The sequence below is a fragment of the Mucilaginibacter gracilis genome (assembly GCF_003633615.1).
Lineage (GTDB): Bacteria > Bacteroidota > Bacteroidia > Sphingobacteriales > Sphingobacteriaceae > Mucilaginibacter > Mucilaginibacter gracilis.
The window spans coordinates 4,112,084-4,137,634 of sequence record NZ_RBKU01000001.1 but is presented as its reverse complement, the minus strand read 5'-3'; the positions used below and the strand labels follow the sequence as shown (position 1 = coordinate 4,137,634).

Genomic DNA, 25,551 nt, shown 5'->3' with positions numbered 1-25,551 from the left:
TTTTTTAACAATTACGCAAATAAATGCGTTTAAGAAAATTATTCTAGCACATTAGGCTGATGATTGCTCTAATCGAAATCGTTAAAAGCGTCGCGAAATGTGATTTATATCACCTTTTTTTGCGTACTCCGTCATACCCCATAACCAATTATATACGGACGTTTGTTGTATTAAAACAACAATAACATGACAACTTTAGCAGCTAAAACACCCTTAAAACAACAAACTATAAACAGCTTAACAGGCACCTCGGTATGGACCAAATGGCTCGCCTTTGCCGATAGCCAGGCACCAAAAAAAACTCTTTGGTTTTTAATTTCGCTTGTTTCGCAGGGCGTACTTTTTTTACCTATACCGGCTTTGTTAATGTATTATTTTAACGCGCCAATTGCCGTTTTAGCGGTAACACTTATATTATTTTTTGCAAATTTTATAGCCGGTATGGGCGGCTCAAATATCAGAACAACGCTTACCCTGTTTGCTGCAAGTATAGCAATACATGTGCTTATGTTACTGGTTTATATACTGTAGTTAGCCACTAGCATTGTTTAATAAATATCCCCTTTAAGCTATTAGCTGCCAACGCACTAATAGCTTAAAGGGGATATTTATTATAGCTATACATAACTATAGCACCAATGTTTATAAACAGCTATCAATTAAAAGCAGATAACTGATGTTGAAGATACACAGCACAGCAAATGCGCCTACCCTTTCTTTTAAAGTCGGCGCTAAAATTTGGTTGTTGGTGAAGCTTTTTACCAATGAAGCTTACCTGTAAAGAGGATTAACCCTAATAAGGTTATATAGACATGCTAAAAAGTTGTGTAGTAGGTTGATGGGCCCATAAGCGGGCGTCAATAGCCATACAAATATTTCTGAGGAAGCGCTTGCCAACCGGTGTCACCTTTAATCCGGAAGGGTTAAGTACAATTAATCCATCCTGGGCTATGGTTTCCAGGCGTTTTATACCTTCTTCCAAAGCAGGGCATGGTTCGGTATCGTGGTTCCAGGTGGTTTCGCCTTTGCACATAATATTTAAAATATGCTTTTTGATGACCAGATCGTCGTTTGTTAAAAAGTGGCCTTTAAAAGTGGGCAATAAATCATCATCAATATAAGCCAGATAAGCTTCAACCATTTTTACGTTTTGGGCAAAGGCGTTGCCCGTATCGCTAATAGACGATACACCCAAACCCACCAGCAACTGCGTATGCTGGCTGGTATAGCCCATAAAATTGCGGCTAAGGCTGCCATTTGCTTCGGCAATACAAAGGTCGTCGTCGGGTAAGGCAAAATGATCCATACCAATTTCTTGATAACCATAGGTTGCAAAAAGGCTGCGGCCTATCTCATAAAGTTTTCTTTTGAGATTGGCATCGGGCAAGTCGTTCTCGGTAAACTTGCGCTGCCCGGGCTTTATCCAGGGCACGTGGGCATAGCTATAAAATGCAATACGGTCTGGCCGCAATTCAGTAACCATTTGCACCGTATTAATTAGCCCTTCAACCGTTTGCAGCGGCAGGCCATAAATTAAATCGTAATTGATAGATGTGTACCCAATACGGCGGGCGTCGGCTGTTATATTTAATACCTGCTCAAAACTTTGTTCGCGATTAATGATGAGTTGCACCGTTGCATCAAAATCTTGAATACCGATACTAACCCGTCTAAAACCCAGGTTATATAGTGTTTGTAAATGGATGGCGGTAGTATTTGCCGGGTGCCCCTCAAAGCTAAATTCGGCTTGAGCATGTACGGTGGCATTTTCAAGTATGCCGCTAATTAGCATATGCAAATTTTGCGGACTAAAAAATGTGGGCGTGCCTCCACCTAAGTGCAATTCGCTTATTATTGGGGTTTCGTCAAATATTTTGAGGTACATGGCCCACTCTTTCAATACCGCTTGAATGTAGGGTACTTCTACATTATGGTTTTTTGTAATACGTGTATTACAACCGCAATAAGTACAAAGGTTTTCGCAAAAAGGCAGGTGGATGTACACGCTAATACCTTGACTTGCATTGCTTTGTTTAAAGGATACCGAAACCGATTTTTTCCACTCCCAAACATTAAAATCATCAACGTGCCAGTAAGGCATAGTAGGATAACTGGTATAACGAGGAGCAGCTATATTGTATTTATTAACCAATTGTTGCAAAAGTATTGCCATAACCTTAACAATTATTTTGTGTTGTTTAGGTTAGTTCGGCAACTGTTGGCGCAGGCACATGCATCGCCCACACATTTGTTTTGTTGCCACAAATCGAGATTTTTAATGGTTTGATAGGCTGCCCGCTGCAACTCGTCAATATCTTTTTCGTTTTCGGATATAAATATTGGCACGTTAGATATTTTGATACCCAGGCGCGATGCGGTTTCTTTATCAATATGCGCTGTGTTTAATGTACGCGTAACGATAAACCGAACACCCATTGCAGCAAGTTTTTCAATAACCGGACTAAATACGTCGTCTTCGGCCGTAACGATAACTGCATATTTGCCCTTGGCGTAGGCAACGGTATCCAAATTTAACGGATTTGAAATTAGCGTTATATCGTGCTTTTTGTGGTTGGCTTTAGCCAGGTGTTCTTTTTCGAAGGGTTTGATACTGTATGCTACCGCTTTCATGCGCAAAGTTTTATTTAAACAAAATTACGCTCTGGGCAGCATCCGCAGAATGAGAAAAATCAATAAGAAAAGTGATTTGGATCAGTTTTTCATCCGCGACAGGCGTTTTTCGTCCAATACAGTGATTGAACTGCCCTTTTTAGCAATCAATCCCTCCTCTTTAAAGTCTGATAGTGTGCGGCTAACCGTTTCGGTGGCCATCCCGGCCATAGCGGCCAAATCTTCACGGCTAATCTTAAAGTTTTCGGATTGGTTTGCTTGCTGGTGGTGCAAACGCAGTACAGCCTCGGCCATACGTTTACGTACAGAGTTATAGGCAAGCCGTAACAGTTGTTCTTCTTTTTCGCGTATATCGGCAGCCAGCAATTTAATAAACTCGCGGGCAACTTCGGGGTGCTGGTTTAACAAAGGCTCCAACAAATCTTTAGGTATCAAACACAGGGTACTATCTTCCAGTGCTGTGGCGGTATCATTGTAAGCCTCGTTGGCCAGCATGGCGTGTATACCCAAATAATGGTCGGTAGCGTAAATCCCGGTCATTAACTCCCGGCCATCTTCGGCCAGTTTAATTGTTTTTACCCGGCCTGCTAATACAATATAAAGCCCGCCAGCCTTATCGCCCTCGTAATATATAACCTGGTTTTTACCAAACTGGCGGCTTTTACGTTCCTGTATTATCTTTTTCAGTTCGGCAAGCCCGTTATTTTTCGAAACCAGCATACCCAAATTATCCAAAGATTTGCTGTAAAACGTATGCTGCAATTCCTTTTTTTTCAAACGGCTTTCTATGGCATTTAATAAGTCCATATCATCAAAAGGTTTGGTAAGGTAATCGTCGGCGCCCATCTCCATACCCTTCCGCAAATCAAGGCGTTCGGCTTTAGCAGTTAAAAATATAAAAGGTATTGCGGCCGTTTCGGCAGTTTTACCCAGCATATATAAAACCCCGTAACCGTCTAACTCGGGCATCATAATATCGCATAAAATTAGGTCGGGCAGGCTTTTAGTTGCTAAATCAACCCCGGTTTTGCCGTTGTTGGCTTCAAATACTTCGTAACCGGCCAATTGTAATATCTCAACAACATTGTCGCGTATGTCATTATTGTCTTCAATTATCAGTATCTTTTTACTCATGCTATTGGAAATGAAATTGTAAATAATGTACCTTGATTTACGTCGCTCTTAAAATCAACTTTTCCCTTCATCAAATTAACGTAGCGGGCCACAATATTTAAACCCAAACCCGTACCGGGGATATTGCCGGTATTGTGCGCTCTAAAAAACGCCTCAAACAAATGTTTTTGATCCGCTTCCGGTATTCCAATGCCGTTATCTTTAATGGTTATCACACACCCGGATGGTGTGATTTCGGAGTTGAACTCGATAAAAGTATTTTCGCCCGAATATTTTATGGCATTGCCAATGAGGTTAATTACGCAGTTTTTTAGCAAATTGGGATCCAGGTTAATTACACCCGCGGTACCCGTGTGCTGATAGATAATGCTTTGATTTTGCTTTGCCATCATTTGCATTTCTTCGGTAATCTCTTCGGATAGTTTAACCAAATCAAAATTATGAAAAGTTGGCTCTACTTTCCCGGCCTCCAGTTTTTCTAACGACAAAAAATCGTTTAAAATAGTGGTGAGGTTGATAACCGCATTTTTTATTTTTGAAACATGCTTGGTAATGTTAACATTATCAAACGGGGCGGCATACTTATCTATCAACGATGCCGATAGCTGTACTGCACTTAATGGCGTGCGAAACTCGTGCGAAGCCATAGAAACAAAGCGGCTTTTTAACTGCCCAAGCTCTTTCTCCTTTTCAAGCGACATACTAACTTCCTCCTTAGCAAGCTGCAAATCGTATACTGATTTTTTTAGGGATTGGGTACGATGCTCAACCAGTTCTTCCAGATGGGCGGCATATTCTTTTAATGTTTCTTCGGCTTCTTTTTCGCGGGTTAAATCGTGTATAAAACCGGTATATATTTTTCGTCCGGAATACTGAACCTCGCTCACCCCCAGCCTGAAAGGAAATATAGTACCGTCTTTACGCAGTCCTTTTACTTCGCGCCCTATGCCTATAATATGCGGCACACCGGTTTGCCGGTATCGGCTAATGTACTCATCGTGCAAATCCCTATCTGGCGGAGGCATCAGTACGGCCACATTTGCCCCAATTATTTCTTCGGGTAAACGTTGAAATAACTTACATGCAGCCGGATTTATACTTTCAATTTTACCCCTGTCATCAATAGTAATTATACCATCTATCGCGTTTTCAATAATGGCTTTTAACAGCGCTGCATTTTCCATAGATAGTTTTACTGGCAAATTGTGACAGACGTCACAAATATGATCAATGATTTACAAACAAAATGTAATTATTATCAACTAAAAAAATGATGTTAAACACATTTTTTATTAATTAACAAGCAAATTAAGCCATAAAAATTATAACCGGCAAAAAGTGGCTCCTATGCAACACCTTTCGGGATATAAGCTCTTGCTGGCCGCTTACTTAAAATTAGGGCAGTGTTATAAGCAAAAAGGGTTTAATTGATGTAATAATCAAAACAAAAAGTAATAATCGGATATTTTACCTTAAAAACCTATGCCAGCATTGTTAAAAACCATACTCAAAATTGTAGGCAGCCTTATATTGGTAATTGCATTATTAATAGTTGCGGCTTTTGCCTATATAACCTTGCGGAAAGATAAATTTTTAAAAATGGTTAATACCGAACTTAACAAAAGTGTTGATGGTACGGTTATTATAGGCAATATGCACCCCATGTTTTTTAAAAGGTTCCCTAATATATCTCTTGGCCTGGAAAACGTACTGATCCGCGATAAACGCTTTAATGAGCATCATCATACCTTGCTCGACGCTAAGAATTTTGACCTATCGGTAAATACCGCCAACCTGCTTACCGGCACCATCGCAATTAACCATCTGGCAATTAGCAATGCCTCAATCGATTTATATACCGATAGCACGGGCTACAGCAATACCTCATTGTTTAAAAAGGGACCAAAAAAAACAGATAACAAATCGTCCAAAAATGAGTCTCCGGCTCAAATCGGCCAATTCAGCCTTACCAACGTGGGCTTCAAGGTTGACGACCAAAGAGCCAGGAAACTGTTTGATTTTGTGATTAACAACATCGACGGAAAAATGCGCTATCCGGATTCGGGCTGGTACGCCGCTTTCCATATGGATATAACAGCTAAAAGTATGGCCTTTAGTACCCAAAACGGCAGCTTTATAAAAAACAAAGCTTTGGAAGGTAACTTCACTGCCGGATTTAACGCGGAAAACGGTAAAATAAATGTGCAGACGGACAGGCTTGCCATAGGCGACGATCCATTCCAAATCAGCGCGGTTTTTGAAACCGGAAAACCGGCGGCCACCTTTTTGTTCCATATCTACTGCAACGAATTACTATGGCAGCACGCCTCTGCACTGCTTGCACAAAATATTGCCGTAAAGCTCAATCAGTTTAATATGGCCAAACCCATAGCCGTAAAGGCAATTATATCGGGTAGCTTTAGCGGTGGCGACCCTTATTTATATATTACCGCAAAGGTTAAAAACAACACCGTTACTATCCCCGGAAGTACAATAGATGATTGCAGCTTTGATGGTGTATTTACCAATAATTACAAAAAAGGAAAAGGATTGTCTGACTCGAACTCCGTTATCAGGCTGATTGGTATGACAGGCAGCTACCAGCACCTGCCCTTTAAAATAGATACCGGTAACATTATTAACCTTAACAAACCCATTGCCACAGGTAATTTTAGTGCTAACTTTCCGGTGGCTAACCTTAATTATTTATTAGGTGCCAAAATTGCTAAATTTAGCAAAGGCAGCGCAAACATAAATTTGCGCTACAAGGCAGATATTGTTGATTACCGTATTAACAAACCCACAGTTGCCGGCAGCATCAGTTTTAAAAATACCGATATTTATTACCTTCCGAGTAATCTTAAATTAAACAATACCTCGCTAACACTTAATTTTGAGGGCGACAATTTAATTTTAAGCAACATAAGGCTGCAAACCGGGCGCAGTATTGTGTTTATGAATGGCCGCGTTAACAATTTCCTCAACCTGTACTATAATTCGCCCGAAAAGATTTTACTAACCTGGAACATCAGCAGCCCGCAAATGTACCTTGGCGAATTTTTAGGCGTGCTTGGCGGCAATGGGGCCAGCAACCAAAAAACCAAAAACAGCGGCAATGCCATTGACCAACTGAGCAACGTATTACAAAAGGGCAGCGCCAAAATGCACCTGGAAGTGGCTAAATTACATTATAATAAATTTTTGGCCACCAATGTAAAGGCCGACCTGCTTACATCGCCAAATGGAGTAGCAATACAAAACGTGGGATTAAAAACCGCAGGCGGATCATTGAGCCTAAATGGGGGCATCAAAAAAAGCGGTGCCCGTAACGGTTTGAACCTTAACACTACTGTTCATAATGTAAACGTGCAGGAATTTTTTGAGTCGTTTAATAATTTCGGGATGAAGGATTTTACTTCCGATAATTTGAGAGGTACTTTATCTGCCAAAACTCAAATTACGGGTATTATGGATAATAATGCCTCGTTAATTGGCAAATCGATTAACGGTAACCTAAATATTAGCTTAACAAACGCGGCCCTTGTTAATTTTAAACCGCTGGTTAGCGTGGGCAAGTTTGCCTTCCCCTTCCGCGACCTGAAAAACATCAGGATACCTAAACTGGATGCCAAATTTGCAATTAAAGGCGAAAAGATAGAGATCAGCCCGATGCAGATCAGTTCGAGCGTTTTGAATATGGACGTGGCAGGCACTTACGGCTTAAACAAAGGGACCAATATAGCCCTCGATATTCCGTTACGTAACCCCAAGGGCGACAGCACCATTACCGATAAGCAAGAATTGCAAAAGAAACGCTTTAAAGGAATTGTTATCCATTTACTGGCTAAAACCGATGAAGAGACAGGTAAAGTTAAGATTAGCTTAAACAAACATCACAAGGATACTGATAAGTAGCAACAAACCAATCGGCTTTTTGACGCTTTCATAATACAGTCGAAAATTAGCATTAAGGACATTTAAAAGGCTTCGGCCAGGTTTACGGAGAAAGAGCTGTAACCTTTGCTCACGCCATAATCTACACCGATATTGGTTTGAGATTCTTTGTTAAATTTAACCCGCAAACCGCTACCAACAGCCGGGTGCCACGAAGTTAAAAAGGTGCCCGAGCCACTTACCGAATTGGCGTTGGTGAATACCACGAAACCAAAAAGGCCATCGTTAGTTATATCGCGGCGGTATTCTGCCTCCAGGTAAGCTAAAGACTTGCCACGGTAGCGGTTCTGATCGAACCCGCGACCTGAGCGGTTAAAAGGATCCCAACCCAGGCTCGGCAAATCCAGATAAGGGGCGTTGCTATCAAAAACCGTCCACAGGTATCCCCAAAAAGCCAGTGTATTTTGCTGATTTGGCCGTGCCGGATTCATGGAGACATATTTCCGCAGATCGACATATAGGGAATGCCAGTAATTATTGCTCCCCAAAAATGTGGGATTAATACGGTAAACAATACTGGCATAAGCTCCGGGCATGGGGTTAATATCGTTATTACGCGATTTGCTGCGGGTATCGTAAACGGCATTTAAACTAATGCCGCTGGAAACGGAACTGCCGGCAATGCCATTGTTGTAACCTGTAAATTTAGCCAAATCAACCTGCGGATCATCCGGGCCGATGCCGAAGTGATAATCGAGGTTATAACCTACCCCCGCAAAAAAATAGGGTGTAATACGTTTAAGTGCGGCCTGGTAAAAGCGGATGTATTCGTAATTAATTTGCGTTTCGTCGTCGTTACCACGAGAACTCCCTAAACCCCACGAATTTTGGGGATAGCGCAAAAAACGAACATCACCCTGTACTGTCCAGGTGTTTCCCGGCAGCCAAACACTGGTACGTAAAGGTAAACCAAACCGATCGCCCAGATTCCAATAAGGCGCAAACGAAGCACTCGACAAATTTGTTGTTTTACGCGGCCCTAAATATACGCCCGCCGTAGTGCTGGTAATTAATGCCCGGCCCGTACCGCCGGGAACGTTGGCCCCTATCGGCAGGAACGAAAAAAAGTACTTCTTGTCTTTATCATCTTTTACCGGCTTGGACTCGATATGCACTATTTTTTTAGCAATGTCAATCAAATCGCGCTGCTCCGAAGTATCGTTAAGCGTTTTATTAACAGGAATTATATCAGATGCGTTTTGTGCAAAAAGCACCGACGGCAAGAGGCAAAGCAATAATAAAGTTTTTTTTAACGGCATGATAAAGGATAAATTGGGAATAAACTATAAAAACACTTAACATACAGGCGAAACGCCGCAACTGTTTTGCCCTACCTAACCAGAGCGCGGAGTTTGACAATTGCGCGACAAACTGAGGCGGAATGACGCACCTCCGGCTACGTTACCTGGTCTTGAGGTAATACCGCTTTTTTCTTCCTGCGGTCGCGCCATCGGTCGCCCATGTGCCTGGTAGGAATGTTATCGCCAAGCAATTTACCCCAGGGTTTCAATTCGTCTATCCTATCAAAAACAATTTTCAACACGGCAACAAAAGGGATTGATAAAAACATACCAGGTATTCCCCAAAGCTGGTTGCCCAAAAGCACCACAATGATTGACATGAGCGCATTAATTTGCACCTTGGACGAAACAATGCGCGGTACAAGTATATTATTATCAATAAATTGAATGATGCTATAGGCAGCTATGACACCGATTTGTGTGGAGAAGCCGTCTTTGGTAACGGTAGCCATTAATACGGGCAGCGCAATGGCAATGATACCCCCAAGGTAAGGAATGAGATTTAATATTGCCCCCAGGCTACCTATTAAAATACCGTATTTAACGCCAAGCAGTAAAAGTGCCACCGAATTCATGACACCAACTATCAGCGTTTCAATCAGCAAGCCCACAATATAGCTTTGTATGGCACCCTTTGTTTCAACAAGTACCTCGCTTACCTTTTTAGAGTTTTCTTCGGCAAATACCTCAAACAGGAAATTGAGAATCAAGGTTTTGTACAGCATCATAAAAAAAATGTAAACCGGCAGCAGTACCACAATACCCAATATGCCTAAAAGGCTGTTTAAGGTTTTGCCTACCAAAGTCTGGCTGCTGTTTATTACTTGCTTTACCATTTGGTCCTGCTTGCTCTCGGCTACACCTAGGTGCTGGCTTACCCAAACTTTAAGGTTGGCAAATATTTCTGAGAATTTTTGTTTTAGCATCGGCAGAGATTCGCCGAACTGCATCATTTGGGTAGACAGGAAATAAAACAACGCGGCCACCAAAATAATGGCGATAAGCAGCGCGAGCGAAATGGCCAGTACCCGCGGCATCTTTAGCCGCTGGAGCCAGTTACTGAGCGGATTAAGTAACACAGCAAGAAACGCGGCAAAAGCCAGCGGAATCAAAATATCCGCCAACACCGAAAAGGCATAAATTAAGGCGATAATACCAATTAGCACCGTAGTGCTTTGTTTGTAAAAAGGGGCGTCTTTGATATTAAGGCGTACCATAGCGTTGGTGTTTTTTTTAAAGATTGAGTGATAATTACTCCCTTTAACAGGTTTCGAACACTATTGTTCGCCCAACAAACTAAATACTTTAAGGTAAAACGCGGAGATTTTTAAAATGAGACTGCAATAACTATTGCGCTATAAAAAAAACAGTTATTGATATTGTAAATTGGGGAGATGTAAAAAACCCTGGCGGGTTACTTTACATCTCCCCAATTTTAGCTTAAAAAAGCTTATTTTTAGCTAAGGCTTACCTTACTTGAGCAAAAAAGCATCCATAGCCACGGTGGGTTTGCCCGATAGGTCGAAGGCTCCCAAGTTATATCCCTGCCAGTTGTAGCATTCGGGTTCCCAATAAAATACGCCAAGCCCATTACCGCCACTTACCGAATTTACTTTGGTTATCATATCGGTAATAAAGGCCTTGCTAGTGGTTGGCGAAGCATAGTCCATACCAATTTCGCATATCATTACCGGCTTGCCGTAACGGCTAACCATATCGTTCATATTAACAAGGCACTGGTTATCTAAATCGGCCCAATTGGTGGTGCTGGGATATAGCGACATGCCTATCACATCGTAGTTGGCACCGTTTGCCTTTAAGCCGTCAAACATCCAACGGAACAGTGAATTATCAAAACCGTTTGAAATATGTACAATTACTTTAATGCTGCTGTTTGCCGCTTTTACTGCCGAGCAACCGCTATTAATTAGCGCGGCAAAGTTAGCCATTGATTTTGATGCCCGGCCCTCTTCCCAAAGCATGCCATCGTTGGTTTCGTTACCAACCTGTACCCACTCGGGGGTAATGTTATTGGCTTGCAAAGTGTTAAGCACATCAAGTGTATGGTTATAAACCGATGTTTTAAGCGCATTAATATCCTGCCCTACCCATGCCGCAGGTTTAGGCTGCTTGCCAGGATCGGCCCACGAATCAGCATAATGAAAATCGATCATGATGCGGAAACCCATATTTTTTGCGCGGATGGCTTTTGCCAGTACATCGGCTTTATTGCACCATCCATCTGTTGGGTTAACCCAAACCCGTAAACGGATAGCGTTAATACCTTTATCTTTCAATATCTGCAAACAATCTTGCTGAACGCCGCTGCTGTTATAAAACTTATAACCTGTGGCTTCCATCTGCGTAAGCCAGCCCACATCGGCCCCTTTGGCAAAGGTTGATGGTAAACCAATGGTTGCAGTGTTAGTAGTTTGCGCGGTAGTATCGGTATTGCTACCGCTTTTACCACAACCTGTGGTGGCTATGAGCAATAAAAACAAGAGGCATTTCATACTCTGCATGGCGTTAGTTTAATCTGGCCGAACTGTAAATATGGTATTCGCCCGGTTGGAGGGTTAAACTGGTTAATGCTGTTGCTACGGTAATGCTTGTGCCGCTAACGTAATCATAATAAGTGCCCGTTGAGGGGAATGTTACCGCCCCGGTTGCCGGTACTACATCAAAGTTACCTACCACCAAAACATTGGTACCTGTACCCGTTAAACTCATTGATTTGATGCTGCCAGTTGCCACATATTGTACCGCCGATGTATTAAAAACATCGTTCTTGATCTTCATTTTAACAAACTTGGAGTAAGCGGTGTACAATGCCTTTCGCAACGGATCGGCCATGTATTCCCAATGCGCGGGTTTATCGCTTAGGCGGCCACCATTATCAATACTAATATCATAACCGCGTTCGCCAAACTCCCATATCATTTTAGGCCCCGGAATACTTAAAAAGAAAGCCGCCGCCATTTCTTGCCGTTTTAAACCTGTAGCCATTGTTTTTACGCTGTAGCTACCGCTTGCATTGCCATAGTTCTCGTTCTTAAACATCAGGCGTTCCTCGTCATGGCTTTCCATGTAAGTAACCAGGTTATCGGGTGCGGTAAAGGTATGGCTCGCAAAGAAGGACCGTGTTAAATCGGATGTTGACACCCAACCCATTGTAGCCTCGTTGTAAGCATAATTGAGGTTGTTCCATTGCATCATGCCTTCGGCAGATTCTTCACGCTCTTCCTGGTCGGAAGCAAAGTTCTCCAGTATCACATAAAAGTTATTGGCATCAACACTTTTAATGTAGTTGTTATAATCTTTCCAAATGGCTACGCGGCTGGCATCATAAGCACTCCATGCGTTTACATCGGTAGGGTTATTTTTTTGTGTGAAGCCTTTGGCCAAGTCAAAACGATAACCATCAATTTTATACTCGGTCATCCAAAACTTCATCACATTTTTAGCAAAGTATTTGGTAGCCGCACTTTCGTGATTAAAATCGTACCCTACGTTGTAAGGGTGCGTAGCATCAACATTAAACCAGGGGCTTGATGCTAAAGGCTTTTGCGTAGTTTGGTCGAAATATAATTGTACCATTGGCGATGAGCCGAACGAATGGTTTAATACCATATCTAGTATCACTGCCATGCCGCGCGAGTGGCATTCATCAATAAAGGCTTTCAAATCATTTTTTGTACCGTAATATTTATCGGCAGCAAAATAAAAATCAGGGTTATACCCCCACGAGTCGTTGCCCTCAAATTCGTTAACAGGCATCAGTTCAACCGCATTTATACCCAAATTGGTTAAATAATTAAGGGTGTCTTTCAAGGCTTTATAATTGTGGGCGGCCAAAAAATCGCGCACATGCAATTCATAAATAACCAGTCTTTTTTTATCCGGGCGGGTAAAAGTCGTGTTTTTCCAGCTATAAGCGGTTGGCGCACCTTGTAATACACTCACTATACCGGTTGTTGAGCCCGTAGGGTATGCTTTAAGGTTAGGGTAAACATCGGCACCAATATATTTATCGTTATCGGGGTCTAAAATTTTTTCAGTATAGGGGTCGGCCACTTTCAGTTTGTTATCAACATAGTACTGATAAGCATATTCTTTACTGGCATCAAGGTTATCTATTTGTACCCACCAGCGTGTGCCGTCGGGAGTTTGGTTCATGGTTGTTGGCTGCCAGTTGTTAAACTCGCCGATAAGGCTAACCGAAGTTTTGTTAGGCGCGTATATGTTGAATATGGCCGACGTACCCGAATTAAGATAAGTAACACCATCAACCGCTCCGGCAGGTAGTGCTTTACCATTGGCTACTACTACGGTTCCGCCACCGGTACCAGTGCCATCATCTGATACCGATTTTTTACAGCCAAGGCCGGCAATAACTATTGCGCTGGCCAGTATAAAATATTTTATTTTCATTTTGGTTTGATGTTTTTTATTAAAATTGTTTTACCATTTGTTATGCCGCAGTTTGCTTAAACATTACATCCGTGTCGTCCTGAACGTATAGTACCGATATAGCGGCGCAAAGCATAAATATACCAGCCAATACAATGGCATAAATAGCTTGTCCACCAAAAAAGCTTTTTACTATCCACCCGCCAAAAAAGCCATTTATAATTTGAGGGAAGGTGATAAAGAAATTAAATATGCCCATATATACCCCCATTTTTTTGGCAGGGATAGAACCCGATAAAATAGCATAAGGCATAGCCAAAATACTTCCCCATGCCAAACCTATACCTACCATTGATATGATGAGCGTAGTTGGGTTTTGTATAAAAAAGATAGAAAGTAAACCTACCCCGCCCGCTATTAGCGAAAATGCATGTGCAATTTTACGACTGGTGGCCCGGGCAATAGCCGGAAGTACCAAAGCGTAAACAGCCGATACACCATTATAAATACCAAAGCAAATGCCTACCCAGTTACCGGCATCGGCAAAGGTGGCGGATGTAGTATCCTTTGCAGAAACGTGGTAAACATGCTGTGCAATAGCAGGCGCACCAAATACCCACATAGAAAACAACGCAAACCACGAAAAAAACTGAACCAGGCCTAACTGCCGCATAGTGCGCGGCATGTTTGCAAAATCGGTAAATATGGTTAAAATACCTTTGGGCTCGTGCGCGTCAACTTCCTGGGGTTGGAACGCGGCATATTCTTGCGGCGAAAACTCTTTGGTGCGTAGCACTGTCCACAACAAACAGGCAATCATAGCGAAAGCGCCCACATAAAAAGAGAAAATAACGTTGTTTGGCACATGGCCCGGCGCCGCAGTTTTTGATATATGCAACCACTCCGAAAATATGTAGGGCAACCATGAACCCAATACCGCACCCAAACCAATTAAAAAAGTTTGTACCGAGAAACCCAAACCACGCTGACTATCGGGAAGGTTATCGGCAATTAAAGCTCTAAAAGGTTCCATGGCTACGTTAAACGATGCATCCATAATCATTAACACCCCTGCCCCAATGATCACCGGAGGCAAAAACAACAGCATTGATGCGTTTGGCATAAAAACCAACGCCAGTGCCGCCAAAACACCGCCCACTAAAAAGTAGGGTTTACGCCGGCCTAAACGGTTCCAGGTTTGATCGCTGTAATGGCCTATAATGGGTTGAACAATCATCCCGGTAATGGGCGCGGCCAGCCAAAAAAGCGATAAATGCTCAACATCGGCACCAAAGGTTTGCAGTATGCGCGATGCGTTGCCATTTTGCAGCGCAAAACCAAACTGAATACCCATAAAGCCAAAGCTCATGTTAAATATTTGCCAAAAGGTAAGTTTTGGGCGTTCCATAACTTTCCTTATCGGCGATATTCCGGGTTCGGTAAGGGTAAAATTCTGGTCCGTTATCACGTTTGCCTGTATTTGGTTGCCTGTCATGATGCTTTATTTTTTCAGTTCGATAACCACGGTAGTTTTGGCCGGTATCGTCAGTTCATTTATTGATGCAACCTTATCTTTTGTAACTACATTTACGCCGCTGCCAAAGCCAACTGTGCGTTCGGCAAAACGATCGGTATTGAGGGTTGAAGTTTTGTCGTTACTGTTGTATACTATCATCACTGTGGATTTAGCATCGTAGCGGAAGTAAACGTAAATTCCGTTTTGCGGGGCATATTGCATTTGTTTACCGGTTTGTATTGCCGATGACGATTTGCGATAATTGGCTAACGTTTTAACATAATTAAAAGCCTCGTTCTCTTTATCGGTACGCCCGGCAGCCGTAAACTTATTACTCTTATCACCCGGCCAGCCTCCCGAAAAATCGGCACGTACCAAACCATCCGGATTGGAGTAGCCTGTCATCAATATCTCATCGCCATAATAAAGCTGCGGAATGCCGCGCATGGTTAACAACATGGCCATACCCGATTTATATTTATCGAAATCTTCCTTAACTACCGAAAAGAAACGGCTCATATCATGGTTATCCAAAAAAATACAATTGCGCATCGGGTTTTGGTACATAAAATCTTGCGCCAAGGTTGAGTACAGGCGGTTAACGCCGCCATCCCAACTATCCTTACCGTTAAGTGCTTCGGCTATAGCATCTTTTAAAGCAGCATCGGTAATGCCGGGTAGGTGTGTATCAAAACCACGGTTAACGGTATTACCTTGTGTAAAATAAGCTTCGAAGGCAACCTGCGAATCAAGCACTTCGCCAAAAATGGAAAAATGCGGATATTCGGCCTTTACTTTTTGAGCCCAGTCGGCCATATAAGCAGGGTCGTTATAAGGGTAAGTATCCAAACGGAAACCATCAACACCGGCATATTCCACCCACCAAATGTGGTTTTGAGTTAAATAATTTTGTACGTAAGGGTTACTCTCGTTCATATCGGCCATACGGCGGTCAAACCAACCATCAAGCATTTGTTTACGATCACTTGCCGGGGCATTAGGGTCGGTGAGTGCGGTATATCTAAAGTTAGAATTTGTATATTTTGGCCACTGGTGTACCCAGCTTTTCATGGGCATATCGGTAATAGTCCACCCTTCGGTACCGGCGTGGTTGTGTACCAAATCTTTAATAACCTTTAAACCCATGCTGTGGCATTTTTCTACATAGGCTTTGTAAAGCGCGTTGGTGCCATAACGCGGGTCGGTTTTGTAATGGTCGGTTACGGCGTAGCCGTGGTATGATGCATGAGGTTCGTCGTTCTCAATTTCAGGAGTCATCCAAACAGTGGTAATGCCCAATTCTTTCAAATAATCCAAATGATTCATCAAACCCTGAATATCACCGCCATGACGTGAGTACATCGAATCGTGGTTTAAACCGGTTTCGCGCATACCCTTTACCACATCGTTTGATGGATCGCCGTTAGCAAAACGATCTGGCATCAATAAGTAAATTAAGTCTTTACTGGTAACACCCTGCGCGCGGTTAGCCGAGCGGTCGCGTTGGTTCAATACGTATTTGTAAGTTAAATCCCTGGCTCCTGCTTTGGTAAATACAATGTTGAAAGTACCGGGTTTGGCTGCGGCTGATATTTCCAGATCAAGAAACAAATAGTTAGGGTTTTCAACCTGGTGTACCGACGTTAACTTTACACCAGCGTAGGTAAGTTTAACCGTACGCTCTGCTATCTTATCGCCATGAACAATTAATTGCAATTTCGGATTTTTCATTCCGGCCCACCAAAAGGCAGGCTCAACACGTTCTAAAGCGGGTAGCTGCGCAAACACCCTTGCCGATATTAAAACAAATAACAAACCTGTAGATAACCTTAATTTCATTTGTTTAGTAATTGATAGTAAACTGGGCACTGCTATTTTTTATCACCATACTCTTTACCTTTTCGCCCTCAGCCGCGTTAGCATTGCCCTGTGGGTCAAATTTGGATATGGGTGTTAGGTACGATGCAAAATCGTCATTCCAGTCGCCTTTATTTGTTGCACCAAAGCCATGTAAAACCAGCTTAATGTTATTGAATTTAGATGCTGCCGACCCTTCAACTTTATCAAAAGTGATGGCTTTTTTAGCCGGATCGTAGCTTATGGTACGTTTGTAAAAGCTGCCATTTTCGTAAGCGTAGCTTTCGCCGTCGTCTTCGTAGTAAACATATTTGTTTGGTATTTCGCCCTGGTAAACATTTACCACCAGGGTATCGGTAGGTTTTTGCGAGGTTGACTGCACCAGCGATTGCATTGGGATAATACTGCTTTGTTTAACATACACCGGCAGTTTGTTTGACGATAGCTGAATGATTTTTTCTTCGCCACCGGTTTGAACTGCACCGCTATACAAATCGTACCATTTGCCTTGCGGGAAATATACTTTGCCAAATTTAGCGTCGCCCTCAAAAGGCATTACTAAAAATGCGCTGCCAAACAGGTATTGGTTTTGAAACTGCTCGTTATAAATATTTTGATCGAACGTATAATCAATAGCCAGCGAGCGCATAACCGGGTGGCCGTTTTGTGTTGCTTCGTAAAAAGTAGAGTACAGGTACGGAAGCAATTTGTAACGCAGGTTAATATAGTTTCGAGATATCTCCAAAACTTCTTCGCCAAACGTCCATGGTTCGGCAGATTTTGTATTTACTGCGGTATGGTTACGGAAGTATGGATTAAATGCGCCAATCTGAATCCATTTAGCAAACAACGATGGCGTTGCGTTACCGGTAAAACCGCCAATATCCATCCCTGTAAAGGCTACGCCGCTTAAACCTAAACTGTTTAATAAACGCACGCCCAACAGCATGTGGCTGTCTTCTGATCGGTTATCACCCGTCCAGATAGCTGAGTAACGCTGCAAACCGGCGTAACCCGCACGCGTTAAAATAAACGGACGCTTACCCATAGCCGCCTTTGCACCATCATAACTGGCACGGGCCATTTGCAATGCGTAAACGTTGTGTGTTTGCAGGTTAGATGCTTTTTTGCCGTCGTAATCAAAAATAATATTATCAGGCATTTTTTGGCCCCAGGTGGCAATCTCGTTCATATCGTTCCAGATACCGCTGATGCCGTCGTCGCCATATTTTTTCATCTCGGTTCCCCACCAGGCACGGGCCTTAGGGTTTGTAAAATCCGGAAAGTGGCATAGGCCCGGCCAAACTTCGCCGCTGTAATTGGTACTATCGGGGTATTTGGCAAATATATTTTGAGTTAACCCGCGCTCGTAAGTGCCATAACCTTTTTCAACCTTAACGCCTGGGTCAACAATTACGGTAAGTTTAAAGCCCATATCCTTGAGCTTATTGTTCATGGCTTTAGGGTCGGCGAAACGGTTTTTATCCCAGGTGAATACCTTGTAATGATCCATGTAATGAATATCCAGCGTAATGCCATCGGCAGGAATTTTCTTTTCGCGTAAGGTGCCCGCTATTCTGAAAACTTCGGTTTCCGGGTAATAGCTGTAACGGTTTTGCTGATACCCGAGGCTCCACAACGGCGGCATTTTCATGCGCCCGGTAAGTGCAGTGTACGATGTAATAATATCAGCTATATGTGTATGATAGATGAAGTAATAATTCATTTCGCCCCCACGAGCGCCAAATGATGAAAAACGGTTATTACTTGCACCAAAGTTAAAATCGCTTTGATAGGTGTTATCCATAAAGATACCGTAATTGATACCGTGATGAATACCGATATAAAATGGAATAGTAGAATAAATAGGATCGGCATTGGTGGCATAGCCGAACGAATCGGTATTCCAATTGGTGTAACCGTTTCCCTTACGGTCGAGATTACCGGTTTTTTCGCCTAAGCCGATAAAGCGTTCGCCGTCCTGCATTTTTTTGTAGGTAGTAACCGATTCGTTTACCCACGAGGTGGTAAAGCCGGTTTCGTCCTGATTGATTACTTTACCATCAGGCGTGTAAAATGTTACTAAGAAAGGTATTTTGGTGATACGCGCATGTAATGAATCGGTAACAATATCCACTTCCTGAGCATTTTGGGTAATGGCAGCTTTGGTTTGCTGTGGGGTTTGAATAACTGCGTACGAAAAATCGGCAGCGAGCTGTTGTTTATCAATGCGCACACGGATAACATTGGCACTGTATACACTTATGGTAGCAAAGGCATTATCGGTAACAATATCCACCTGCTGATTGTGAATATTTACACTGGTTACCTTACCCACACTTTTAACCTGGGCATTGGTGCTTATTGATGCAAGGGCTAATAAAAATACTAAAAAGCCGGATTGTTTGATGTTCATTATAGGTGCGTTAATAACAGGCCATATAAGTTAACCCGTTGCTAAGTAATTACCGGCTCATTTAAGCCGGATGTTAAAACTAACCCGCAATTGCTTGCGGGTTAGTTGGCATTATGAGGTCAGTTAAAAAAATTATTGTTTTACCACACTATACGTTGCCGTTGTAGAAGCCGGTGCAGGCGGCGGCGTTGTTGTGTATAAAGTTATTGGCGCGTTAAATGTAACTGCGTAACTACCGCTCGAAGTAATGGTGATGTTATCATTACTTGTTCTGTTTAGCGTATTAGCTATACCATATCCGTCAGTATTTGCTTTCGGGATACCCCAACTGTAGGTCCAATCGACATCTTCCCTTATTTTAAACGAACCAGACGACAGCAATGGCAGCGTTACCGCCCAGTTGCTGTTGCCATCGTTTACATACTTCATTGCAACATCGGTACCCCAACCTTGTGCTGCGTCGCCAATAATGGTGTAGTAATCTACTAGTGCAAATGTAATTTTATTGGTATTCAAATTTAGGGTTACCAAATACTGCCCTGCCACTGTTGGAGCCGAAAAATTATTTCCTCCACCTTGCGCTACGTTGCTGCTCGTTACATTGATAGCATCGTTGGTAGCATATTTATTATCATAACTACCTTTTTTAGGTACCACCAAAAACTGATTGTTACCTGCAGTAAAATTGGCGATACCGATATAGATATTATTACTTGTTGCAGAGTATAAACTATCTGTTCCATTAATGTTCCACCCTTGAAAAGCACCTACCGTATATAACCACGATTTTAAATTGAACGGTGTAATAGTTAATGCTGCTATATTGGTGTATACAAAAGTATTGGTACCAATAGCGCTTTTTACCCTTACATTAACCTGGCCGGCCACTCCGCCTTTAAGGCCAATTTTTAACATAATGGCATTAAAATCGGGAGTGTTGTAGGCCTGCGTAAACACATTAGTACCTAATGCTACGGTGTAGGGGTTAGCCCAATTATCACTGGCGGCATCTATCTGCAATGTGTTGGTTATTGCCGATTGATAACCATAACTGGCCTGGGTAAAATTGAAAGTAATAATGGTACTTACATCTGTAAGTTTTGCGCTATTTAACACCAAAGTATTTGTGGATGAAGTAAGCGTGCCCCCGGTGCCATTTGTAGCAGTTACTATGGTGCCGTCTTTTTTACATGATGACGATAGCACAAGTAGCGTTAAACTACTAACAGCTAATAATTTATTTAAAAATGATTTCATTTTAATAATTTTTTTAGGTTAAAAATTAGTAGCCTGTATTTTGTTTAAGATTTGGGTTGGCCGTAACATCTGTTGCGGGCAAAGGATATAGGGCGCGGAAATCAGGAATTGCTGTACCGCTAAGTACTCCTCCTTTAAATGGCCACAGGTAAGAGCCTCCCGTAAACTTACCGAAACGGATCAAATCTGTTCTGCGGGTTGCTTCCCAGTATAACTCACGTGATCTTTCGTTTAAAACATCGTTTAACGTGATGGTGGTTACATTACCCGATGGGCCACCATAAGCGCGCGTGCGCAACGCATTAAAATATTGTAATGCTTGTGTAGTAGTGCCGCCTGTACCTCCACGTAAAACAGCTTCAGCATAATTTAAATAAACTTCGCCTAAACGGAATAACGGAAAATCGGTTGAACAATAAACACTCGCCCCTGGTAAAGTAGCCCCGGTAGAAGTTAAGTTGCTAAATTTAGTTACCGCAAAACCCGAAGTAAATGATGTAACATCGGTAGTGTTTTTTGTTGTAGGGGCAGTGGTATAAAACATAGCGCGTTTATCTGTAGCACCACTGTAGTCGCCAAATATATTTGGTAAAGCCTCGGTAGTGTGATTACCAGACCAACCACCTCCCGGCACGCCAAAATTGGCCGGCCCTTCTGCGCCACTTACCGAACTGTTGATGATAAAGGTAGTACCGCCGTAATTTTGTGTATTTACCAAATCGTAAGCAATAGGCAAAATAACTTCGGGGTTATTTACATTGTTATCGGCCAAAAATAAGTTTTTATAAACCGGGTTTAATGAGTAGCCCGCAGCTATAACTTTGCTTGCATAGGTAATAGCATCGGTATTCCGGGCTGTACCGGTATAAACCTGCGCATTTAAATACATACGTGAAAGCAAGGCCCAGTCGGCACCCTGATCTACGCGTGCATATTCATTTTTTGCAGGTGCTACTAATAAGGGGTCAATAGCCTTCAGTTCCGATTCAATGTAAGTGAAAAGATCAGCTCTGCTAATTTGCGGCGGAAGCGTTTTACCAATTGGTGTTGCTTCGGTAACAAATGGCGGATTGCCAAACATATCCATTAATACCCAGTATTGGTAAGCCCTCAAAAAACGTGCTTCGGCGCGGTAGTAACGAACATTGGTAGCATCGCTGCCGGTAATGCCACGTGCAGATAAATTATCGTCGGACGACTCGTTAATGAACGAGTTTGCCAACGTTATCTGATAAATACTGCGGTTGTACAAGCCTAACAATATCAAATTGTTAGATGTCCAGTTGTTGTTATGAAAATCGGGCACACCCGGGTCATTCCAGATACAAACAGCCTCATCGGTAGGTAGTTCTTCGGCATTCCAATATAAACGGATAAAGTCGGATGTTCCTGCATCTATACCCGCAATATCTCCCGATCCCGAACCGCTGCTTCCAGTTGTGGCGAAGGCACTGTAAACTTTAGCCAGGCCCTGTTTGTAACCCAGGGATGTACTAAATGCCACAGCATCGGTAGTTGTATTAATTGGTGATCTGTTCAGATCTTTTGAGCATGAAAATAAAAATCCGGTAGTGGCAAGCAGTAACAAGGATTTTTTCAGTATTGTATTTTTCATTCCTTTATTTCTTAAAATTTATTTTAAACCAATGTTTAAACCAACAGTAAATGTTCGCGGCCTTGGATAAGTGTTATTATCTATACCCGAATATACTTCGGGGTCTAAGCCGGTATATTTGGTGATAACAAAAACATTTTGGCAGTTAAATGCAGCACGCAAATTAATGTGGTTGTTAAAAAGATTGCCAAAATTATATCCTAAACCCGCGTTGTCCATTCTAACAAACGAAGCATTTTGAACCCAATAATCGCTCAGGTAATTGTAGCCCGTAAATCCCGATCCGTAAATTCCGGTAGTGGCGTTATTTACTACTCCAACGTTATTGATTATACTACCGCCTGTAGCCAGGTTGGCATCAACGTTATTATACACATAATTGCCAATGTTGGCGCGTATAACAGTACTTAAACTCCATTTTTTATAGTTTACCTGAGTGCTGAAACCCATGGTAACCGGTGGAGCTGCACTATGATAAAGGTACCTGTCGGCAGCAGTAATAGCACCGTCGCCATTTAAGTCGGCAAATACACCTTCTAACGGTTTACCGTTTGCACCGTAAACTTGTTTGTATAAATAAAATGTACCTGGTGTTTGGTTAAGTGCGTTTAATTGTACGTAATTACCTGTACCACCAGATATACCTCCGGTTTGAACACCTACGCTGGTTGGGTTAGGTACCAGGTACAAGTTTGTAATACTAACCTTATTGTAAGCTATGTTGTAGTTAAGCGTCCAGCTTAAGTTTTTAGTTTTTACCGGTATGGCGTTTATGTTTAATTCAACACCGTGGCTAATTGAATTACCAACGTTGGTTGTTAACTGGTTAGTAAAGTTAGTACCCGATGGTATAGGCACGGTAGCCAGCAAATCTTTTGTTTTACGTGAGTAAAAATCAACCGAACCATAAAGCCTTTGGTGGAAGAAACCATAATCAATACCCGCGTTAAAGGTGTTTGTGGTTTCCCATTTCAAGCTGGTATCATATGCCGACGGGGTATAGCCATTGTAATAAGTATTACCAAATTGGTAACGGGTATCATTAGTGGTTAACGAATAAATAGGCAAATAACCATAGTAGCCTATTCCGTCCTGTTGGCCGGTTACACCATAACTTACCCTTAGTTTAAGGTCGGAAATAGTTTTGCTGTCTTTTAAAAAATCTTCGTCACTTACGCGATAAGAGAATGCTCCTGCAGGAAAAATACCCTGACGCGTGCTTGGTGAAAATTTAGAAGTATTATCAGACCGGATAGATCCCTGTAAGGTGTACTTCTCATCGTAGGTATAAATTAAACGGCCATAGTACGATATAATAGTATACTCGCCCTGGCTATAAGGATATAACGGGGCAGATGAGTTTGGCTGAGGTTGATTATTAGCACTCAACGCCTGGAAATTATAATTGGTGTTTAAAAAATTATAATATCCGTAACCTGCCTGAGCGTTAATGGTGCTCTTAATAGATTTGATGTCGTTGGTATAATTTAAATAATACTCAACTGTTGTGTTTTGATTTTTTTGCAGGTATGGTGTATTATTACCCAACGAATTAAATGCTTGTGCAGCACTTGCCGGAATAGATGTTACACCTTGCCCCTTTGATACATCATACCCAAAGTTAGCACTTGCAGATAAAGCCTTTAAAAATGGAAATTTATAGTTTACAACTGCATTACCAAAAGAACGGTAAACCTGCGATGTGTTTTGATCGTCAAACAAAAGGCCAACCGGGTTTCTTGGTGTGTTAGGATTTAAGCCGCTGCTGATTAAACCGGGGGTATTGTACGACTCGTAATAGCCATTGTAAGGCGATTTTGGATCATAAACCGGTTGAGTTGGATCAAATGATAAAGCCGCACCAATTGCCCCTGTATTTGCAAACCTTGATTGCTGATAGGTTCCGTTAGCATTGATATCAACTTTAAGGGAGTTATTAAAGAATGTTGGATTTAAACGCAAAGCACCAGATGTGCGTTTAATATTATCGGTTTTTAAAAGGCCATTCTGATCGAGATACCCAACAGAAACACGGTAAGGCATATTTTTAACAGAGCCAGAAACATTTACGTTATTGTTGCTTGTAAATGCCTTTTGAAAAATTTGATCCTGCCAGTCGGTATTTGCAGTACCCAGCGTACTTGAAAGTGATGGCTTGTTTGCGGCAACATAGGCGCGAACCTGATCTGCCGACAATACCTGAATCCTTCTAGCCAAAGTGCCTATCGAATTTTCGGTAGAACCATTTACCTGAGCTGCACCTTTAGCACCCTTTTTAGTAGTAATTAATAATACTCCGTTTGAAGCCCTTGAACCATATATAGCGGTTGAAGCAGCATCCTTTAGCACAGTTACACTTTCTATATCATCCGAATTTACAAGGCTTAAGGCACTGGCCGCACCACTTATTCCATTGGGGCTCAACGGAACGCCATCAATAACTATTAACGGATCGTTGCTGGAGTTTAATGATGCTCCCCCACGTATACGGATGGTACTACCAGAGCCCGGCGAACCATTGGTGGTAATTGACAACCCGGCTACTTTACCTTGAACCAATTGATCGGCAGAAGTAACGGTACCTGTTTGAAAATCCTTAGATGATACCGTGGATATCGCGCCCGAAACCTCACGTTTACTTTGCGTACCATAACCAATAACAACTACCTCATTTAAATTTTTTGAATCGGGTTTCAAATTAAAGTTAACTATTGCTGTCCCGGATGTTACTGTAACTACGCTTTGCATTGGCGCATAACCAATAAACTTTGCCTCAAGCGTATACTTACCGGCCTTTAAGCCTTTAATTAAAAATTCGCCATTTGTTTCTGTAGCGGCGCCCTGGGTGCCACCAATAACCGAAACTGTTGCACCTGGCAAGGGTTGTTTGTTTTCGTCAACAACCTTACCGGATATGCTTCCCGATTGTGCAAACAATAAGTAAGGGATAAAAATGAATGCACTTAGGAGCAGATACTTTTTAAAATAAAATATTCTCATTTAATTTAGTTTTTACTGTTGTTAATTAAAAAGCTTTGTTGTGTTTATAATTGGTTTATAATAAAAAAAGCTGTAGAATGTAATTGCTCAACAACTTAAATGTTGAGTGCTGTTGGTGCTACGTTGGGTAAAGTTTTATCATCTGTTGGTTTTAAAGGTTTACAAAGTTTATTGCAGCACATTTACCCGCACAAAAGCGCATAATACCAAATCAGTTTACTTGCAGGACTACCCTACCGTGACCGAAATATTTGTACAGATAAAAATTGGTTATATTGGTTTGTGTCTTTTCAACTCAATGTGCAATGCATTTTAAAACTAAATGCCAGCGCGCCTGGATTTGATTGACAATACAAATGTGTGTGGACTTATGACAGAAAACTATTTGTTTAAAAATAATTTAAAAAAATATCACCATTTTTAATTTTAAAATACTAAAAATCAATTAATTGCAAATTAA

16 protein-coding genes are annotated in these 25,551 nt (G+C 42.0%); 2 read left to right on the top strand and 14 right to left on the bottom strand.

Translation table 11 applies throughout. From position 1 onward, the window contains the following. The first annotated feature begins 186 nt into the window (after positions 1-186). Positions 187-531, top strand: coding sequence for a hypothetical protein (locus BDD43_RS18390; protein WP_121199046.1), 345 nt, complete (start codon positions 187-189; stop codon positions 529-531). Between the two features lie 271 nt (positions 532-802). Here the strand turns inward: BDD43_RS18390 and hemN are convergent, their stop codons facing one another. From hemN to BDD43_RS18370, 4 genes are all read right to left on the bottom strand, one after another. Then, a complete protein-coding gene (gene hemN / locus BDD43_RS18385; RefSeq protein ID WP_211339694.1) occupies positions 803-2,173 on the bottom strand; it encodes an oxygen-independent coproporphyrinogen III oxidase in 1,371 nt (456 codons plus the stop codon). An 11-nt stretch (positions 2,174-2,184) separates the two neighbouring features. Beyond that, entirely contained in the window at positions 2,185-2,631 is a 447-nt protein-coding gene (locus BDD43_RS18380) for a Rossmann-fold NAD(P)-binding domain-containing protein (RefSeq protein ID WP_121199045.1), read from the bottom strand. A gap of 81 nt (positions 2,632-2,712) precedes the next feature. Further along, a complete protein-coding gene (locus tag BDD43_RS18375; RefSeq protein ID WP_121199044.1) occupies positions 2,713-3,765 on the bottom strand; it encodes a response regulator in 1,053 nt (350 codons plus the stop codon). Then, positions 3,762-4,949, bottom strand: coding sequence for a PAS domain-containing sensor histidine kinase (locus BDD43_RS18370; RefSeq protein ID WP_121199043.1), 1,188 nt, complete (start codon positions 4,947-4,949; stop codon positions 3,762-3,764). Before BDD43_RS18370 ends, BDD43_RS18375 begins: the two co-directional genes overlap by 4 nt. 298 nt (positions 4,950-5,247) lie before the next feature. On the opposite strand from BDD43_RS18370, the gene BDD43_RS18365 reads away from it, so the two are divergent. Continuing rightward, positions 5,248-7,680, top strand: coding sequence for an AsmA family protein (locus BDD43_RS18365; protein ID WP_121199042.1), 2,433 nt, complete (start codon positions 5,248-5,250; stop codon positions 7,678-7,680). Between the two features lie 62 nt (positions 7,681-7,742). Here BDD43_RS18365 and BDD43_RS18360 read toward each other — a convergent pair whose 3' ends face one another. The 10 genes from BDD43_RS18360 to BDD43_RS18315 all read right to left on the bottom strand — a co-directional run bounded on the left by BDD43_RS18360 (position 7,743) and on the right by BDD43_RS18315 (position 25,091). Continuing rightward, the gene (locus BDD43_RS18360; protein WP_121199041.1) at positions 7,743-8,978 is read right to left on the bottom strand and encodes a BamA/TamA family outer membrane protein; all 1,236 of its coding nucleotides are present in this window, start codon (positions 8,976-8,978) and stop codon (positions 7,743-7,745) included. Between the two features lie 137 nt (positions 8,979-9,115). After that, complete coding sequence (locus tag BDD43_RS18355) at positions 9,116-10,237, bottom strand: AI-2E family transporter (RefSeq protein WP_121199040.1); 1,122 nt, start codon at positions 10,235-10,237, stop codon at positions 9,116-9,118. A gap of 255 nt (positions 10,238-10,492) precedes the next feature. Then, positions 10,493-11,542 carry a glycoside hydrolase family 53 protein gene (locus BDD43_RS18350; protein WP_121199039.1) on the bottom strand — a complete coding sequence of 350 codons (1,050 nt, stop codon included), beginning with the start codon at positions 11,540-11,542 and terminating at the stop codon, positions 10,493-10,495. Between the two features lie 4 nt (positions 11,543-11,546). Then, a complete protein-coding gene (locus BDD43_RS18345) occupies positions 11,547-13,451 on the bottom strand; it encodes an alpha-amylase family glycosyl hydrolase (RefSeq protein WP_121199038.1) in 1,905 nt (634 codons plus the stop codon). Positions 13,452-13,491: 40 nt separating this feature from the next. Next, positions 13,492-14,925: an MFS transporter gene (locus BDD43_RS18340; RefSeq protein ID WP_246001654.1), complete on the bottom strand. Its 1,434-nt coding sequence runs from the start codon at positions 14,923-14,925 to the stop codon at positions 13,492-13,494. A gap of 6 nt (positions 14,926-14,931) precedes the next feature. Next, positions 14,932-16,785: a glycoside hydrolase family 13 protein gene (locus BDD43_RS18335; RefSeq protein WP_121199037.1), complete on the bottom strand. Its 1,854-nt coding sequence runs from the start codon at positions 16,783-16,785 to the stop codon at positions 14,932-14,934. A 4-nt stretch (positions 16,786-16,789) separates the two neighbouring features. Beyond that, positions 16,790-19,219: a glycoside hydrolase family 31 protein gene (locus tag BDD43_RS18330; RefSeq protein WP_121199036.1), complete on the bottom strand. Its 2,430-nt coding sequence runs from the start codon at positions 19,217-19,219 to the stop codon at positions 16,790-16,792. A 132-nt stretch (positions 19,220-19,351) separates the two neighbouring features. After that, positions 19,352-20,476: a SusE domain-containing protein gene (locus BDD43_RS18325; protein WP_121199035.1), complete on the bottom strand. Its 1,125-nt coding sequence runs from the start codon at positions 20,474-20,476 to the stop codon at positions 19,352-19,354. 25 nt (positions 20,477-20,501) lie between these two features. Then, positions 20,502-22,091, bottom strand: coding sequence for a RagB/SusD family nutrient uptake outer membrane protein (locus BDD43_RS18320; RefSeq protein WP_121199034.1), 1,590 nt, complete (start codon positions 22,089-22,091; stop codon positions 20,502-20,504). Between the two features lie 18 nt (positions 22,092-22,109). Then, positions 22,110-25,091 (bottom strand): SusC/RagA family TonB-linked outer membrane protein, encoded by a 2,982-nt coding sequence (locus tag BDD43_RS18315; protein WP_121199033.1) that lies wholly within the window; start codon positions 25,089-25,091, stop codon positions 22,110-22,112. Positions 25,092-25,551: the final 460 nt, after the last annotated feature.

What these genes read in the sequence shown, in the direction of transcription:
- BDD43_RS18365 (WP_121199042.1), top strand. Translation starts at nt 5,248, where the DNA reads ATGCCAGCATTGTTAAAAACCATACTCAAAATTGTAGGCAGCCTTATA.
- BDD43_RS18375 (WP_121199044.1), bottom strand. Translation starts at nt 3,765, where the DNA reads ATGAGTAAAAAGATACTGATAATTGAAGACAATAATGACATACGCGAC.
- BDD43_RS18390 (WP_121199046.1), top strand. Translation starts at nt 187, where the DNA reads ATGACAACTTTAGCAGCTAAAACACCCTTAAAACAACAAACTATAAAC.
- BDD43_RS18330 (WP_121199036.1), bottom strand. Translation starts at nt 19,219, where the DNA reads ATGAACATCAAACAATCCGGCTTTTTAGTATTTTTATTAGCCCTTGCA.
- BDD43_RS18360 (WP_121199041.1), bottom strand. Translation starts at nt 8,978, where the DNA reads ATGCCGTTAAAAAAAACTTTATTATTGCTTTGCCTCTTGCCGTCGGTG.
- BDD43_RS18370 (WP_121199043.1), bottom strand. Translation starts at nt 4,949, where the DNA reads ATGGAAAATGCAGCGCTGTTAAAAGCCATTATTGAAAACGCGATAGAT.
- BDD43_RS18345 (WP_121199038.1), bottom strand. Translation starts at nt 13,451, where the DNA reads ATGAAAATAAAATATTTTATACTGGCCAGCGCAATAGTTATTGCCGGC.
- BDD43_RS18355 (WP_121199040.1), bottom strand. Translation starts at nt 10,237, where the DNA reads ATGGTACGCCTTAATATCAAAGACGCCCCTTTTTACAAACAAAGCACT.
- BDD43_RS18320 (WP_121199034.1), bottom strand. Translation starts at nt 22,091, where the DNA reads ATGAAAAATACAATACTGAAAAAATCCTTGTTACTGCTTGCCACTACC.
- BDD43_RS18325 (WP_121199035.1), bottom strand. Translation starts at nt 20,476, where the DNA reads ATGAAATCATTTTTAAATAAATTATTAGCTGTTAGTAGTTTAACGCTA.
- BDD43_RS18315 (WP_121199033.1), bottom strand. Translation starts at nt 25,091, where the DNA reads ATGAGAATATTTTATTTTAAAAAGTATCTGCTCCTAAGTGCATTCATT.
- BDD43_RS18380 (WP_121199045.1), bottom strand. Translation starts at nt 2,631, where the DNA reads ATGAAAGCGGTAGCATACAGTATCAAACCCTTCGAAAAAGAACACCTG.
- BDD43_RS18350 (WP_121199039.1), bottom strand. Translation starts at nt 11,542, where the DNA reads ATGCAGAGTATGAAATGCCTCTTGTTTTTATTGCTCATAGCCACCACA.
- hemN (WP_211339694.1), bottom strand. Translation starts at nt 2,173, where the DNA reads ATGGCAATACTTTTGCAACAATTGGTTAATAAATACAATATAGCTGCT.
- BDD43_RS18335 (WP_121199037.1), bottom strand. Translation starts at nt 16,785, where the DNA reads ATGAAATTAAGGTTATCTACAGGTTTGTTATTTGTTTTAATATCGGCA.
- BDD43_RS18340 (WP_246001654.1), bottom strand. Translation starts at nt 14,925, where the DNA reads ATGACAGGCAACCAAATACAGGCAAACGTGATAACGGACCAGAATTTT.